This is a genomic window from Bacillus nitroreducens (genome assembly GCF_964021195.1).
Window position 1 is genome coordinate 3,096,514 of sequence record NZ_CAXHYI020000003.1, and the last position, 14,701, is coordinate 3,111,214.

The window sequence follows — 14,701 nt, forward strand, 5'->3', positions numbered from 1 at the left end:
CATTCAAAAAAAGGAGGGAAGTGTATGAAAAAATTCCTTGCGGTTCTTTCGGTTACTTGTATCTTGTTTACATTTTTAATGCTTATGCATCTCTCTCAAGGTTGGGAAATTGCGTTTTTTGATTATTTATTTGGAATAAGTTTATTTACACCGATCTTTATAAATGGACTGGGAGTCATATGTGCTATTTTTAGTGCAAAAGGATCGACACGAAACATTTTAGTCCTAGTCAATTCATTATTGATTATTATCTTTGGAGTTCTTTCGTTCGTCGCTATATTCGGATTTCAAGAACCTTAATTAGCTAGTGGATTAACGGATGTGTTGATTCAAGAATGATTGTAGTAGTTATAATACAATGAATCAGTTTAGTACGAGAAGAAAAAGTTTAGCCTATTTAATAGGAAAGATATAATGTGATTTGAATTTTGTATTAAATTGTGAGTAGGTATGGGTTCTAATGTTTTGCACCTGAAAAAACTCATAATTTTGAGTATAAGGTATTTTGAACTCAATTTATTTGGAGGGGATTGGGTGAGAAACACACTAAAAATTTGTGCGGGGTATATTATTGGAGTTATTATAGCAATATTTGCTATGAGTTTATGGAGAAATCAAGAAGTAGATTGGCAACTTATGATTAGTTTAATTATTGGAGGTTTATTAGGGATTCTTATTATCTCAGGAATCAGAATGTATATGAGAACAACGAAGGATAAAATCAATGAAGAGTAGTTGCTTTAATATAAGTAAGGGTGTTTTAATCAAGAAAAGAAAAGATTAAAGCACCTTTTTATTTAAGTTATATAGGCTGGAATTCATTCTATGTGACATAACATCTCCTTTACGTATTTGATTTGTAGACTTTTAGTACCATTCTAAAAAACTGGGAGTTTACCTAAAATGTAAAGTGAATAAATAGATCGAAATTTCGCAACCTTTTTGGGTACAAACGTCTAAACATAGAATGAATTTTCAATAGGAGGAAGGAAAAGGACATTGTCTGATTACAGAGAGAATGAAATCGAGGAATGGTACACTCAATATCACTAAACTATCTTAAATTGTTTTTTAAACAAACATGCAGTGTAAAATTGAGGGGGCAGTTAATTGAGTAAGGGTGGATTTATTTCATTATTTATTTTACTAGTTATTTTTGCTGTATTCATTTTTGTGAATAAATCTTACTATCCTCCACTTCCAATAGAGAATGTAACAGCAAAAGAAGTTATAGAAAAGATGAAAGAAACAGATCGCAAGGTAGTAGAAATTACAGTAGAAGATGATGCGATTTGGTATATCACAAGAACTGAAAACGAGGGCATTTCAATAGCAGATGAAAACATTAAACAAATGATTGGCAGAGAGGGGTGGAATTTTAAAGAAAAAGATGGTGCGGGTCTATTTTTTGATAAAGATGGAGAACGTTTAATTGCTACTACACAAATGTGGAGTAAATATTACGTGCTTGTCAAAGTTCAAAGCAAGTTCAAAAATGTATAGAATTCTATAAAACAAACGAGGTTCATACAAATTATGTAATCGTTTGCTTATTTGTGGTACCCTTGTTAAAGTAGGTTCATGTTTTGTGGAACATATTGTAGTACGGATAGGGCAGGATTGAATAAAGATGATTAGTAAGAGAGTCATTCAGATAAAAAAGGAGGGAGTAAACGTGGACGTGTTACTTTGGATAACGATTGGTTTCATAATCTCTGGATTTGTTGTTCTCATTTCGATGAAAAAAGGGATGGAACGTAAGCTCGCATTTATAACAGCAAATATGGAAGGCGTAGAAAGTTCAAAACAAGCAAAATCCATCATCTGGTGGATCGTGAGTACCACAGCCTGGGCAATAGTGAGTATCTTTCTAATTGTTTGGTGGTTTCATAGTCACTTTGGATAACTGGTGGTTTCAAACTATGTAAAGAAAAACAGCTAGATATACCACCATTCATCCATCCAGTACAACTAGCGGAAATTACAATGAATATTTCATCTATAAGTTAACCATAAATAAAAAGAAAGTTGGAGTGTGGCAGGTACGTTCTGCACAACACTCCAACTTTTTATTATCTTATTGATACTTCTTGATTAATTAAACGAATCCTTGTAGGAATTCCGCTGTTCTCATTTAGCTTATGAAAAAAGCTAGTTAATGATTGACAAAGGACTCTTTATGTAATATTATTATCTTGAAGTCGAGATAATTAGTTTTAAGATTTTGGGGGAGGTGTAACTGTGGCAAATAAATGCACAAATCAACCATTCTTGGTTTTAATGCAAACATCAAGAGAGCTCCAAGAGAGAATTAAAGACGATATGATGAAAAATAACTTAAGCATCACTGAGTTTTCTGTACTTGAGGTACTTTTTCATAAAGGCAAGCAAACGATCCAACAAATTGGTAAGAGTATTTTGATAACAAGTGGTTCAATGACTTATGTAATAGATAGGTTAGAACAAAAAGGATTTTTAAAGCGAAGTGCATGTCCAGATGACCGACGTGCGATACATGTCACGTTGACGGATGATGGATTCGAACTAATGAGTAAAATAATGCCTGAACATGAGGATTATGTAGATGGGGTTTTTGATGCACTATCCTCTGATGAGGTAGATACTCTGGTAGATTTATTAAAAAGAGTAAAAGTAAAAGTAAGATCATAGGTCAATGAAGTTATGATATTTTTTTAGGTATATATCTTGAAATAAAGATACTTTAATTGGAGATTAAAGAAAAAATAGAATGGTTTTTTATGATTCGTAAATCCTGATAGTAAATGAATCGAAAAACGAAAGTGGGAGTGGTTTAAAAATGAGTAAAAGAACAATGGGGATTCACCACATTACGGCAATAGTAGGTCATCCACAATAGAATGTAGATTTCTATGCAGGAGTTTTAGGGTTACGTTTAGTAAAGAAAACCGTAAATTTCGATGATCCTGGAACATATCATCTTTATTTTGGAGATCAAGGTGGAAAGCCAGGGACAATCATTACATTTTTCCCTTGGGCCGGTGCTTATCAAGGAACTATTGGGGATGGTCAAGTAGGTGTTACTTCTTATGCTGTTCCAACTGGAGCATTGGATTTCTGGGAAGCAAGATTAGAAAAGTTTGATATTCCTTACACTAAAATCACACGATTTGGTGAAACATATTTAGAATTTGATGATCCCCATGGACTTCACCTAGAAATTGTTGAGAGAGAAGAAGGTGAAATCAATAATTGGACGTTTGGAGAGATCACACCTGAAGTTGCGATAAAAGGTTTTGGCGGCGCAACATTGTTTTCTGCAAAGCCTGACCAAACAGCAGAAACTCTCGAAAATATAATGGGCCTTGAAAAAGTAGCTGAAGAAGGAGATTTTGTACGTTATCGTTCTTCTGCTGATATCGGAAATATCATTGATCTAAAAGTTGTGTCAACTGGTAGAGGACGAATGGGTGTTGGAACAGTTCACCACATCGCATGGAGAGCTAGTGATGACAAAGACCAATTAGAATGGCAAAAATATGTTGCCCAAAATGGATATGGGGTAACTCCAGTACAAGACAGAAATTATTTCAATGCCATCTATTTTAGAGAACATGGAGAAATCTTATTTGAAATCGCAACAGATCCTCCTGGATTCGCACATGATGAATCACATGAGACAATGGGACAACAATTAATGCTACCAGCACAATATGAGCAATATAGAGAGCAGCTCGAACGTAGCTTAATTCCGATTAAGGTGAGAAATCTAGATTAATTTGAAAAGGAATGAATGTAATGCTTTCAATTGATCCTAATTCCCTATCAGAAAGAGAAAATTATAAGTTTCTAATTGGTAGTATTATCCCGAGACCTATTGCATTCGTTACAACTCTTTCTGAAGAGGGAGTCTTAAATGGAGCACCTTTTAGTTATTTTAATATTGTCTCCTCAAATCCACCGATGATTTCTTTATCCATTCAACGGACAGGAGGCAAACAAAAAGATACAGCTCGTAATATTTTGATGAACAACGAATTTGTCGTCCATATTGTGGATGAACAAAATGTAGAGAAGATAAATATGACGGCTGCGACTTTACCTCAAAATCGAAGCGAGATCGAATTAGCGGGGTTAACCTCGGTGGAAAGTGCTCGAATCTCGGTTCCTGGAGTGAAAGAATCAAAGGTTCGATTTGAGTGTGTACTGGAACAATCTCTTGAATTCGGCGAGGGTGAATCTCCAGGTTGTGATTTTATCATAGGGAGAGTTGTTCAGTATCATATTGAAGATGAAATCTATGCAAAAGGGAGAATCGATCCTCGAGGATTAGCTGCCGTGAGCCGATTGGCTGGTGCCAACTATGCAAAAATCGGAGATCTCTTTGAAATCGAACGACCTAAGTAACAGATATTTGGATAAATGGGAGGGGACCTGTTCCCCTAACCTAGGGAGGGAATGAGATGCTCAGAACATTAGGCATTCATCATATAACAGCAATGGTTAACGATGCACAAAGAAATATTGATTTTTATGCAGGTGTACTAGGGCTTAGGCTTGTCAAAAAAACAATTAACTTTGATCGCCCAGAAGTTTATCACCTCTATTTTGGAAATGAAACCGGTGATCCAGGAACTGTTATTACCTTTTTTCCATGGCCCAAACAGCTAAAAGGACGAATTGGTATGGGGCAAGTTGGGGTGACAAGCTACTCCATCCCGCCTGGTTCATTGGCGTTTTGGGAGGAACGTTTACGTAAATACGGTGTTAACGTCACATCTTCCGTGCGATTTGGAGAAAGATATCTAGCATTTCAGGATCCAGACGGTCTCGAACTTGAACTAATCGAAAGAAGTGAAGGCCCAATCAATCCTTGGAGTTTTGGTGGCATAAAAGCAGAGAATGCTATTAAAGGTTTTTCTGGAGCTACGCTCATTTCCGCACAACCAAATAAGACCGCTGAGGTACTTGAGAATGTATTGGGGCTTACCTTGATTGGTAACGAAGATGGTTATCTTCGATTTAAAGCTGATGCATCTCACGGAAATATCATAGATATCAAATTAACACCATCGGTAAGGGGCCTTATGGGAGCAGGAACTGTTCACCATATCGCATGGAGAGCAAAGGATGAAGAAGAACTACTCAGATGGAGAAATCTACTTCAAGAAAAAGGGTATCACCCAACAGAGATACGCGATCGAAACTACTTTAAGGCTTTGTATTTTCATGAAGAGGGCGGAATCTTGTTCGAAATCGCGACAGACCCATCAGGATTTTCGGTAGATGAGCCAACGAGTGAGCTAGGTCAGAAGCTCATGCTTCCTACATGGTTAGAGTCAAAACGACAAGAATTAGAAGAAAGCTTACCTTCTATTGAGGTTCGCGAATTGGAAGGAGATAAAGAATGAAACACATATTTAATAAAGGGACAAATCCAGAAAAACCTACATTATTAATGCTTCACGGTACAGGAGGAAATGAATTAGATTTATTACCTCTTGCAGGAAGAATTGATGATGAGACCTCTGTATTAAGTGTTCGAGGAAATGTTTTAGAAAATGGCATGCCACGTTTCTTCAGAAGATTGGCTGAAGGAGTGTTTGATATAGAAGACCTTATATTCAGGACAAAAGAGCTAAATCAATTTTTGGATGAAGCAGCTGACAAGTATGAATTTGATCGCGATAATATCATTGCGATTGGATATTCGAATGGAGCAAATATAGCTGCTAGTCTTTTATTTCACTATCAAGATGCATTAAAAGGGGCAATTCTTCATCATCCTATGGTTCCACGCAAAGGAATGGATCTTCCTGATTTAACAGGGAAGTCCGTATTTATTGCTGCTGGAACGAATGATCCAATTTGCTCTCCTACAGAATCTACCGAGCTACAATCTTTATTAGAAAAGGCAAATGCTGATGTAGAAATTCATTGGGAAAACAGAGGTCATCAGTTGACTTTGACAGAAGTAGAAGCTGCTGCACAATGGTATAAAAAACTTATAATCTAAAAAGAAAATATGGAGGAAGAAATAATGGTACAAAAACAAGAAATTGGAGCACTTATTTTACGAGTTACATTGGGAATGCTATTTTTTATACATGGATTAGTGAAGTTCCAAGGAGGAATTGAGAATACTGTCGGCTGGTTTGAGAGTATTAATATACCTGGATTCATGGCATATGTGGTAGCTTTACTCGAACTAGTTGGAGGTATAGCGCTAATTATTGGATTTGCTACTAGACTTGTATCCATTTTATTTGCAGTATTAATGGTTGGTGCAACCATTACGGCTAAACTTCCCGTTGGCTTACTAGGGAATGGCCAAATGGCAGGATATGAATTAGATTTAGCTTTTTTAGCAATGGCTGTCTATCTTGCGATTAATGGTAGCAAATTATTATCACTAAATCGTGTACTATTTAATCAAGATTCAAATGAACTAAAAAGAGCTGCCTAACGAGGAATGTAAATCTTAGTTGGTGGAATAATAGGAGGTGTACTAAATGGGGTTTTTAGCAAAATTATTTGGTAAATCAACAAAAAAGGAGATAGAAACTATGTCAAATGTTAAATTAGCAGTTATTTTTTACAGTATGGGTGGAACAAACTATCAATTAGCAAAATGGGCTGAAGAAGGCGCAAAAGAAGCTGGAGCCGAAGTCAAAGTTTTAAAAGTTCAAGAATTAGCTCCTGATTCTGTAATCGAGGGAAATGAAGTGTGGAAAGGAACAGTAGAAGCAACCAAAGACGTTCCAGTGGCCACTTCAGAAGATGTAGAATGGGCAGATGCCATTATCTTCAGTGTACCAACACGATTTGGTAACATGCCATCTCAAATGAAGCAATTCCTTGATACACAAGGTGGACTATGGGCTACTGGAAAAACGGTTAATAAAGTTGTAAGTGCAATGACCTCTGCACAAAATCCACATGGTGGACAAGAAGCAACACTTCTTTCGTTATATACAAGCATGATGCACTGGGGAGCAATCATTGCAACACCAGGATATACTGATCCAGTGATATTTGGAGCAGGCGGAAATCCGTACGGAACAAGTGTTACTGTCAATCAAGATGGAAAAATGGTTGAAGATGTACAAGCAGCTGTAAAACACCAAGCAAAACGTACAGTTAATGTAGCCGAATGGGTTAAAAAAGGAAATCAATAATGTATACAAGGGAAACAGCGGGACGGTTCTGCTGTTTCCCTAATTAATGGAAAAAACTAAAAAAACACTGGGACGGTTCGAGACCACTGAAAAAGTCATAAAATTTTTAGTTAAATCAGCTTTTTATAAAAAGTTGAAAGTCATTCGGTTTTCCAAACATGAAAAACCCCCTAAATGGTATAATGGATGTTGACTAGACACCAAACCATAGGGGGTTTTTCATATGCTTCGACTAGTGCCAAAGCAATATAGCTTTCATTCTGTATTATACGATAAAATTCCGGAAAATCATATCCTTAAAAGGATAGTTAGTATAATAGATTTTAGTTTTATTAATGAAATACTTAAGGAATATTATTGCGAAACTTTTGGAAGACCGGCAAAAGAACCTGAGTTAATGTGTAAACTCCTTTTCCTTCAGGAAATGTATAACCTCTCTGACGAGAGGTTGATTGATGAAGCTAGCTATAATCTAGCTTATTTGTATTTTCTTGGTCTTGACCCCGAAGATACACTTCCCGATAAAAGTCTACTATCAAAGTTTAGAACAAAACGGTTTCCAGATGATAAACCTTTGGATAAGATTTTGACACACATTGTTGAACAATGTGTGGACAAAGGGCTTATTAAAGGAAACAGTGTCAGTATTGACGCAACACACATTGAAGCAAATACTATTAAGAAAACACCTGAAAGACTGATGAAACATTTAGCACGAAAAGTCCTTAAAGCACTAGAAGAAGAAACTGGCCAGGTACCTGTTGACTTGCCTGCAGAACCAGAATATATGGAAATTGAGGATCATAAAGAAGCGAAGGCTGTTATGAAAGAGTACGTTGATAGGGTGATTGAATGTGTAGAAAAGCAGGTAACTCCTACAGAATCAAATACCAATGAAATGATCAAAAAGACAAAAGAGATTATTAACGATCCAAAATTTATGCAGCAAAAAGGTGTTCGCTCCGTTATAGATGAAGATGCTCGGGTTGGACGCAAAAGTAAGTCCCAAGATTTTTTTGGCTATAAAACCGAATTTGTTATGACAACAGACGAACGAATTATCACTTCTGTTCGTACAGCCAGCGGATCTTATATGGATGGCAATTTTACAAATGAAATGTTGAATGACACTTTATCTTCTGGTATTAAGGTAAAAGAAGTTTACGCAGATAAAGCATATTTTAGAAAATCAATTTTGGATGAAATTAAAGTCTTTGAAGCAAAGGCTTATATTCCTGTGAGTTCCGTTGTATATAGAATAGATGAAAGTGAATTTACATATAACAAAGACTCTGATGAGTGGCAGTGTAGCCAAGGAAATACAACCATTCAGAAGAAACATTTTAACACTAAAAATAAAGACGGTGATAGAACAGGGTATAAATATTATTTCGATATTAAGCAATGTAAGACCTGTCCTTTACATGACCAATGCGCAAAAAAATCAGCAAGAAGAATCCTTGTCGTCGGAAAAAACACCACAGAGTTTTATGAAATATCACAATTTCAGAAGTCAGAGGAGTTTAAAGAAAAATATAAGAAGAGGGCTTCTATCGAAGGTAAGAATGCAGAGCTCAAACGTTTTCACGGCCTCTCCCGAGCCAGGGGGTATGGTCTATTAAGTGTGTCTAAACAATCTAAATTGGCAGCCATAGCAGTTAACTTGAAGCGGATAGCAGCTATTGCATCCGCTTCATCAGTTAAATAAAGGGGGAATGGAACACCCACCCCCTCATAATAATAAGTTTCAATAAAAATAATCCCATTTTTGGTAGTCAATTTTAAAATTTCGAAGAAATGGGAGTGGGAGTGAAAAAAACCTCTACTTTTTCACTGGTCTCGGACGGTTCAAGTGTTATAGATAGAAGTTATTGTTTTGTCTCTTATTTACGGTCTTATAAAAAGGAAAAAAATAGGCGAACAAGAGAACCGTCCCCTTGTTTCACCGTCGCATCAGTTTGTCATTAAGATTTTTTAGCTGCTTCATTAGTTGTTCGTATTCTGTTAATTCAATATTACAGGCAGTTATTTCGCTCGCGATTGATTGTTTGATCGCCAGTTTTTCTTCTAATGCTTTTGGCTGAAGAAAGACGCAGACTTTCCGTTCATCATGTGGGGGACGTTCTTTTTTCACCCAGCCATTGGCTTCCATTCTTTTTATCATAGGGGTTAACGTGCCTGTGCCCAAGTTTACTCGTTCACCTAGTTCTTTGAGAGTGATTCCGTCTTTCTCCCATAGGACTAATAAGACTAAATATTGTGGATAGGTAATACCAAAGGGATGAAGTACTTTTGTATATAATTTAATAAACTGGCTATTCGTCTCATATATCGCAAAACAAAGCTGATTCTCTAATGTTAAAAAATCCTCCACATCATTCATCCCCTTAATACAATTATGCTAATAGTTTCAATAGAGCTTTTTCTATTTTACTTGGTTTTGTTGTCGGTGCATAGCGTTCCACTACCTGTCCTTCACGATTGACTAGGAATTTTGTAAAATTCCACTTGATGTCACTTGATAGAAGACCACCTTTTTCAGATTTTAGGAATGTGAACAAGGGATCTTCATTTTCCCCGTTTACATCAATTTTCCCAAACATTGGAAATGTTACACCGTAATTTAACTGACAGAATTCAGTTGTTTCCTCAATATTATCAAATTCCTGGTTGTTAAATTGACCACAAGGAAATCCTAAAATCTCTAAACCATTATGTTTATACTTATCATAAATTTCTTGAAGCTCCTTAAATTGATCGGATAACCCACATTTACTAGCTGTATTCACAATGAGAATTACTTTACCTTCATACTCTTTCAAAGATTGCTCAGTTCCATTTGTCTTCTTAACACTATAATCATAAACAGTCGTCATACTGAATTCCTCCTCAAACTCATTTAAATCGTGTACGATTAAATCATACACGATTTAAAATTAAAAATCAAATGAAACAGCGGGACGGTTCTACTGTTTCCCTAATAATTGGAAGGAGATGTTGATGGACTAAGTTTTCTCCAGTGCATCTATATCGTTTCTTAAACTAGGGCGTCTGACTGATAAAATTATAATTTGGTAAAAAATAGGTGAACAAGAGAACCGTCCCCTTGTTTCACTAAGGATAATAATTGGGAAATTTTGAAACTTATTGGGTATAGGTACGTAATGAATATTAATATGATTGTAATAGGAAAGGAGCATTCTGATGGATTCGTCAAAATTTAGAATTAGTCGGTTATTTTTATACTTTGTTCTTGTATCACTGTTTCTCTTTGTGTCGGGAAATGTTGGCCGATATTTAATTGAATTTCAAGGTTTAAGTCGACAAATAGGCATGCTTTTACAAGGGGTGATTTTTACTGGGTTAACTCTTACTGTTCTTTATTTGCTTAAAAGGAAAAATCCAGATGTGTTAAAAAAAATTGGTCTAAGAGGTGTGCATTCACCATCTAAGTTGATAATCGGAATGGCATTGCCTTTCATTTTACTAATATCAGGGATTTCAACAGCCTATTTAATGGGCGGTATTGAAAATCTAAGATTGAACATATCAGCAAGTGTGATTAGTGCCATATTTATTAATACGGTTACAGCATTTATGTATGAAGCATTTCCAGAAGAGGTTTTTATACGTGGACTCATCTTTGAAGAGTTGCAAAAGAAATTCCGCTTCATCATCTCTTTGGTTTTACAACCCTTTATTTTTATTTGTGTGCCTACTGTAGTAATTGCATTTGAATCCATAGTCTTTGATACGCCACTTGCATTGACAATTGGTTATTTTATATTGCTCTACACTTTTGGAATTGCACTACAACTATATAGAAAGTACACAGGGACATTATGGATGGGTATTATCTTCCATGTTGTTTATCTTGAAGTAACTAGATATATTTCAATGGGTGGCCAATATAACCCAGATGTCGCTCTTTTAGAGTTTGACGAAGTAATTGGAGGATTCATGAGTCTTTATTTGTCCTTTCTGTTTATCTTGGTACTTAGTGTGGTGGTACTGTCAGTTTTATTATTAATTGATAAACGAAAAAGTAAGGTATCAAAACTTAACAGCCATGTTGAGTTGTAAATTTGCCTTTCATCAAGATGCTCTTTTTTGTTGAATTGTAAACGGACTAAGTAGAAATAAGACATTTGATCGGAACACAAATTAGGTGGATACTTTGGAGAGGAAGATAATTTTATCAAACGGGAAAACAGTTGAGGTTAATTGTTTGAGTTGTGCAATTACAAGCGGTCTAGTTCAACCAGACGGTGGGGTTGTATTTGAAACAGAGTATTTTCACGCACATCAAGATGTTGCGTATCCAGTAAAGGGACTCGTCATTTTCATACTTGGATGGTTCCACGGTATGATTGGATGTATGAATTTGGTCGCTCAGTTGAATCAGTTAGACCTGTCCTTCTTCACGCTCGTAACAAAATGAATACTAAAGAAAATATACAAGAAGTATTAAATGCGATAGAATCTTTAGCCAAAGAATTAAAGAAATGATTTCGTTCTTTAATAATGGGTGCGATGCTTCAAGAAGGAAGGTCGCTTTTTTCTTATTTAAAATAGAGGACCCATATTTAATCTCGTAAGTCTGAATGGAGGGGAAAATGAATCATTACGGTAAAGAAGTAACGACAAATTTTGAGAAATTATCCAATTTTAGAGATATAGGTGGTTTGAAGACGACCAGGGGAAACTTTATGAAATCAGGAGTTCTTTTTCGTTCGGATGAGCTATCGAGGGCTACGAATCATGATATAGATTTATTACAAAAGTATAATATAAAAGTTATTTGTGATCTCCGTACACCAAGAGAATGCAACAAAAAACCATCACCAGTTTTATTATCACAGGGAATTAAGATGATAAATATACCTCTTCATGATCAGGAAACTCATGATATAAGTAGGAAACAACTCGTTAATTATATATTTTCAAAATCAGGTGGAGAGGAATTCGAAAAGTTTAGTAAAAACTACTATCATCATATTGCGTTTGACCGAACCACTCAAATTAAGGAAATTGTCACTATATTATCTCATGAATGCAATTACCCAACCTTGATTCACTGTACAGCGGGGAAAGATCGAACAGGTTATATAGCTGCTTTAATTCAACTACTAGTGGGCATCCCATATGAAACTGTCGCACAGGAATACCTCATGACGAACCATTTTTACGAAACTCGAATGGAAAAGGTTATAAAGGTTATGAAATGGATAACACTTTTTCAGATTTCACCAGAGCGAGTAAAGTATATTTTTATGGCTCAACGAGCAGTTCTCGAGGAAGTACATGATACCATCATTAGAAAATATGGTTCAATCGAAGATTATCTTTGCGAAGCATGCGAGGTAGAAAGAAACATCATTTTGAAACTAAAAAATTTATTGTTGGAGTAGAAGCTTGTGCGAAAATTGTCTATGCTTAGTTCAACTAACAGTTGTGTTGATCAAATATTGATTAGGGTGATAATCTAGTTGCAGATAAATGATTGGAGATAGATGAAGCCAGATTTATAGATTCATATGCATAAAAATTATGTAACAAAAAGTGCAAGATTTGAAGTATAGAGCTGTCATGAATACAGTTTGTTTGTTGTATGAACGTTGCAGGATTAATAATCGAAGGGGTTATAATATGAGCATAAGAAGTAACAAGAAATCGGAAGTAAATAAATTAGTAAAAATTTGGTACGAAGGGTCCTTATTAGCACATGACTTTATAGACAAAAATTATTGGAAAACACAACAAAAGGATATGGAAGAAAAATATCTTCCAATGTCAGAAACCTATGTTATAACTAATGAAACAGGAGTAGTGGGGTTTGTATCAATGGTAGACGATTACTTGGCTGCACTGTTCATAGATGTGAAATATCAGGGCGAAGGGTATGGAAAAAAATTATTAAACTTCATTAAAGAACGAAGGGAAAGTATACAATTGAAAGTGTATAAGAAAAATAGAAACGCTGTTCAATTCTACGAAAGGAATGGTTTTGTAATAAAAGAAGAATTAATAGATGAACAGACCGCTGAAGAAGAATTTTTAATGGGATGGGAAAGACGTTAAGTTTTTCAACTATCAGGTTATTTGGACCTCGATAATGCCATTATGCATTTTTATGGAGGAAGATATCTAATTGCACACGCAAATAACTGCACTAGCCATGTGTCCATTGCATTTGAATTCCAACAAGTAAAAGCAACCGTCATTCTTGTAAAAGAAGGAGTATGTTTAAATGAAATATGACTTTATTATTATAGGTGGAGGAATTGCAGGATTAACAACAGCCATTGCTCTCCAAAAGGAAGGGTATCAAGTCAAAGTTCTTGAACGAATGAAACAGATAAAAGAGCTGGGTGCAGGATTGGGATTAGGTGCAAATGCCTGGAAAGGACTATCACAAATTGGTCTTACAAATGAATTGGTAAATCACTGTCATTTATTAGAAAGTACGAAATTCCTTGATCATAAAGGTCGTTTATTAAGTGAACTAAATATTGCACATCTTAACGAGAAGTACGGTGCGGCTTATTTTACAATCCATCGCGCAGATTTGCAATCCGTTCTCATCAAACAACTCGAAGAGGGTACACTTGAATTGAATCAACATGTGACGAATTTTACACAGAATGAGAGTGGAGTTACCGTATATTTGAAGGATGGACGTACGATCGAAGGAAATGCATTAATAGCCGCTGATGGAATTCATTCCAACATTCGAAAAAACATACAACCTGAGATTCAGCCACGTTACGCAGGATATACGTGTTGGCGAGGGGTCATTCACGTACCAAAAGACACGTATTCGACAGGAGACTTTACTGAAACATGGGGAACGAAAGGGCGCTTTGGGATCGTGCCACTTACCAAAAATCGAATTTACTGGTTTGCCTGTGTGAATGCTCCTTATCGTAGTAAAGCCATGTTAGCAATGAAAACGAATGATTTATCCCAGCATTTTCAAGATTATCATTCTCCTATACCCGAGTTGATAAAAATGACAAAAGACGAAGAGCTTATTTGGAATGACATCATTGATCTAAAGCCCTTGAATCGTTTCGCATATAATAGAGTACTCCTTATCGGTGATGCTGCCCATGCAACAACTCCGAATATGGGACAAGGAGCAGCTCAAGCGATAGAAGATGCCCTTATCTTAAAAAATGCAATAAACAAGAATAAAAGGGTAGAAGATTCGTTTCGCGAATTTGAAAAATTACGCATGGCGAAAACAAAAAAGATTATCAATCTATCATGGCGAATTGGTCAAGCAGCGCAAATACAGAATCCACTACTAATCGGTATCCGCAATACCTGCATGCAAATCATACCAACTAAAATTCAAGAAAACCAACTCGAATCCATCTTTCAAACTGATTTTTAAAACAGAGGGACGGTTCGAGACCAGTGAAAAAGTAGAGGTTTTTTTCACTCCCACTCCCATTTCTTCGAAATTTTAAAATTGACTACCAAAAATGGGAATATTTTTATTGAAACTTATTATTATGAGGGGGTGGGTGTCCCATTCC

At 35.8% G+C, this 14,701-nt stretch carries 17 protein-coding genes and 2 pseudogenes; 17 read left to right on the top strand and 2 right to left on the bottom strand.

The features are described from left to right. Positions 1-24 precede the first annotated feature (24 nt). The 12 genes and pseudogenes from ACWPVE_RS18960 to ACWPVE_RS19015 form a co-directional block, all read left to right on the top strand. Positions 25-300 carry a hypothetical protein gene (locus tag ACWPVE_RS18960; protein ID WP_453996093.1) on the top strand — a complete coding sequence of 92 codons (276 nt, stop codon included), beginning with the start codon at positions 25-27 and terminating at the stop codon, positions 298-300. Positions 301-534: 234 nt separating this feature from the next. Then, the gene (locus tag ACWPVE_RS18965) at positions 535-735 is read left to right on the top strand and encodes a hypothetical protein (protein WP_453996094.1); all 201 of its coding nucleotides are present in this window, start codon (positions 535-537) and stop codon (positions 733-735) included. Positions 736-1,110: 375 nt separating this feature from the next. Next, positions 1,111-1,503, top strand: coding sequence for a hypothetical protein (locus ACWPVE_RS18970; protein WP_453996096.1), 393 nt, complete (start codon positions 1,111-1,113; stop codon positions 1,501-1,503). A 172-nt stretch (positions 1,504-1,675) separates the two neighbouring features. Next, positions 1,676-1,906 carry a hypothetical protein gene (locus ACWPVE_RS18975; RefSeq protein WP_453996098.1) on the top strand — a complete coding sequence of 77 codons (231 nt, stop codon included), beginning with the start codon at positions 1,676-1,678 and terminating at the stop codon, positions 1,904-1,906. 335 nt (positions 1,907-2,241) lie between these two features. Next, positions 2,242-2,670 (top strand): MarR family winged helix-turn-helix transcriptional regulator, encoded by a 429-nt coding sequence (locus tag ACWPVE_RS18980; protein WP_453996100.1) that lies wholly within the window; start codon positions 2,242-2,244, stop codon positions 2,668-2,670. Between the two features lie 148 nt (positions 2,671-2,818). After that, positions 2,819-3,757 (top strand): annotated as a pseudogene (locus ACWPVE_RS18985) (ring-cleaving dioxygenase). A 20-nt stretch (positions 3,758-3,777) separates the two neighbouring features. Further along, positions 3,778-4,386, top strand: a complete 609-nt coding sequence (locus tag ACWPVE_RS18990) for a flavin reductase family protein (RefSeq protein WP_453996102.1) — start codon at positions 3,778-3,780, stop codon at positions 4,384-4,386. A 56-nt stretch (positions 4,387-4,442) separates the two neighbouring features. Further along, positions 4,443-5,390, top strand: a complete 948-nt coding sequence (locus tag ACWPVE_RS18995) for a ring-cleaving dioxygenase (protein WP_453996104.1) — start codon at positions 4,443-4,445, stop codon at positions 5,388-5,390. Continuing rightward, entirely contained in the window at positions 5,387-5,995 is a 609-nt protein-coding gene (locus ACWPVE_RS19000; RefSeq protein WP_453996106.1) for an alpha/beta hydrolase, read from the top strand. The genes ACWPVE_RS18995 and ACWPVE_RS19000 overlap by 4 nt, the downstream gene beginning before the upstream one ends. 24 nt (positions 5,996-6,019) lie before the next feature. Beyond that, a complete protein-coding gene (locus ACWPVE_RS19005; protein ID WP_453996108.1) occupies positions 6,020-6,445 on the top strand; it encodes a DoxX family protein in 426 nt (141 codons plus the stop codon). A gap of 100 nt (positions 6,446-6,545) precedes the next feature. Beyond that, the gene (gene wrbA / locus ACWPVE_RS19010; RefSeq protein WP_453997635.1) at positions 6,546-7,157 is read left to right on the top strand and encodes an NAD(P)H:quinone oxidoreductase; all 612 of its coding nucleotides are present in this window, start codon (positions 6,546-6,548) and stop codon (positions 7,155-7,157) included. Between the two features lie 223 nt (positions 7,158-7,380). Further along, a pseudogene (locus tag ACWPVE_RS19015) lies at positions 7,381-8,850 on the top strand (IS1182 family transposase); the annotation flags it as partial. A gap of 249 nt (positions 8,851-9,099) precedes the next feature. Here the strand turns inward: ACWPVE_RS19015 and ACWPVE_RS19020 are convergent. Together ACWPVE_RS19020 and ACWPVE_RS19025 are read right to left on the bottom strand one after the other, a co-directional pair. Next, positions 9,100-9,540: a MarR family winged helix-turn-helix transcriptional regulator gene (locus ACWPVE_RS19020; protein WP_453996110.1), complete on the bottom strand. Its 441-nt coding sequence runs from the start codon at positions 9,538-9,540 to the stop codon at positions 9,100-9,102. A gap of 13 nt (positions 9,541-9,553) precedes the next feature. Next, positions 9,554-10,033, bottom strand: coding sequence for a glutathione peroxidase (locus ACWPVE_RS19025; RefSeq protein WP_453996112.1), 480 nt, complete (start codon positions 10,031-10,033; stop codon positions 9,554-9,556). A 328-nt stretch (positions 10,034-10,361) separates the two neighbouring features. Between ACWPVE_RS19025 and ACWPVE_RS19030 the strand changes: the two genes are divergently transcribed. From ACWPVE_RS19030 to ACWPVE_RS19050, 5 genes are all read left to right on the top strand, one after another. Next, positions 10,362-11,240, top strand: coding sequence for a CPBP family glutamic-type intramembrane protease (locus ACWPVE_RS19030; RefSeq protein ID WP_453996114.1), 879 nt, complete (start codon positions 10,362-10,364; stop codon positions 11,238-11,240). 94 nt (positions 11,241-11,334) lie between these two features. Next, complete coding sequence (locus ACWPVE_RS19035) at positions 11,335-11,598, top strand: hypothetical protein (RefSeq protein WP_453996116.1); 264 nt, start codon at positions 11,335-11,337, stop codon at positions 11,596-11,598. 175 nt (positions 11,599-11,773) lie between these two features. After that, positions 11,774-12,568 carry a tyrosine-protein phosphatase gene (locus ACWPVE_RS19040; RefSeq protein WP_453996118.1) on the top strand — a complete coding sequence of 265 codons (795 nt, stop codon included), beginning with the start codon at positions 11,774-11,776 and terminating at the stop codon, positions 12,566-12,568. Positions 12,569-12,806: 238 nt separating this feature from the next. After that, positions 12,807-13,238 (top strand): GNAT family N-acetyltransferase, encoded by a 432-nt coding sequence (locus ACWPVE_RS19045; RefSeq protein WP_453996120.1) that lies wholly within the window; start codon positions 12,807-12,809, stop codon positions 13,236-13,238. Between the two features lie 169 nt (positions 13,239-13,407). Then, positions 13,408-14,556 (top strand): FAD-dependent oxidoreductase, encoded by a 1,149-nt coding sequence (locus tag ACWPVE_RS19050; RefSeq protein WP_453996122.1) that lies wholly within the window; start codon positions 13,408-13,410, stop codon positions 14,554-14,556. Positions 14,557-14,701 lie beyond the last annotated feature (145 nt).

Excerpts from the sequence above, each read along its gene's own strand:
- ACWPVE_RS19025 (WP_453996112.1), bottom strand. The coding sequence starts at position 10,033 with ATGACGACTGTTTATGATTATAGTGTTAAGAAGACAAATGGAACTGAG.
- ACWPVE_RS18960 (WP_453996093.1), top strand. The coding sequence starts at position 25 with ATGAAAAAATTCCTTGCGGTTCTTTCGGTTACTTGTATCTTGTTTACA.
- ACWPVE_RS19030 (WP_453996114.1), top strand. The coding sequence starts at position 10,362 with ATGGATTCGTCAAAATTTAGAATTAGTCGGTTATTTTTATACTTTGTT.
- wrbA (WP_453997635.1), top strand. The coding sequence starts at position 6,546 with ATGTCAAATGTTAAATTAGCAGTTATTTTTTACAGTATGGGTGGAACA.
- ACWPVE_RS19005 (WP_453996108.1), top strand. The coding sequence starts at position 6,020 with ATGGTACAAAAACAAGAAATTGGAGCACTTATTTTACGAGTTACATTG.
- ACWPVE_RS18990 (WP_453996102.1), top strand. The coding sequence starts at position 3,778 with ATGCTTTCAATTGATCCTAATTCCCTATCAGAAAGAGAAAATTATAAG.
- ACWPVE_RS19020 (WP_453996110.1), bottom strand. The coding sequence starts at position 9,540 with ATGAATGATGTGGAGGATTTTTTAACATTAGAGAATCAGCTTTGTTTT.
- ACWPVE_RS19000 (WP_453996106.1), top strand. The coding sequence starts at position 5,387 with ATGAAACACATATTTAATAAAGGGACAAATCCAGAAAAACCTACATTA.
- ACWPVE_RS19040 (WP_453996118.1), top strand. The coding sequence starts at position 11,774 with ATGAATCATTACGGTAAAGAAGTAACGACAAATTTTGAGAAATTATCC.
- ACWPVE_RS18995 (WP_453996104.1), top strand. The coding sequence starts at position 4,443 with ATGCTCAGAACATTAGGCATTCATCATATAACAGCAATGGTTAACGAT.
- ACWPVE_RS19045 (WP_453996120.1), top strand. The coding sequence starts at position 12,807 with ATGAGCATAAGAAGTAACAAGAAATCGGAAGTAAATAAATTAGTAAAA.
- ACWPVE_RS19050 (WP_453996122.1), top strand. The coding sequence starts at position 13,408 with ATGAAATATGACTTTATTATTATAGGTGGAGGAATTGCAGGATTAACA.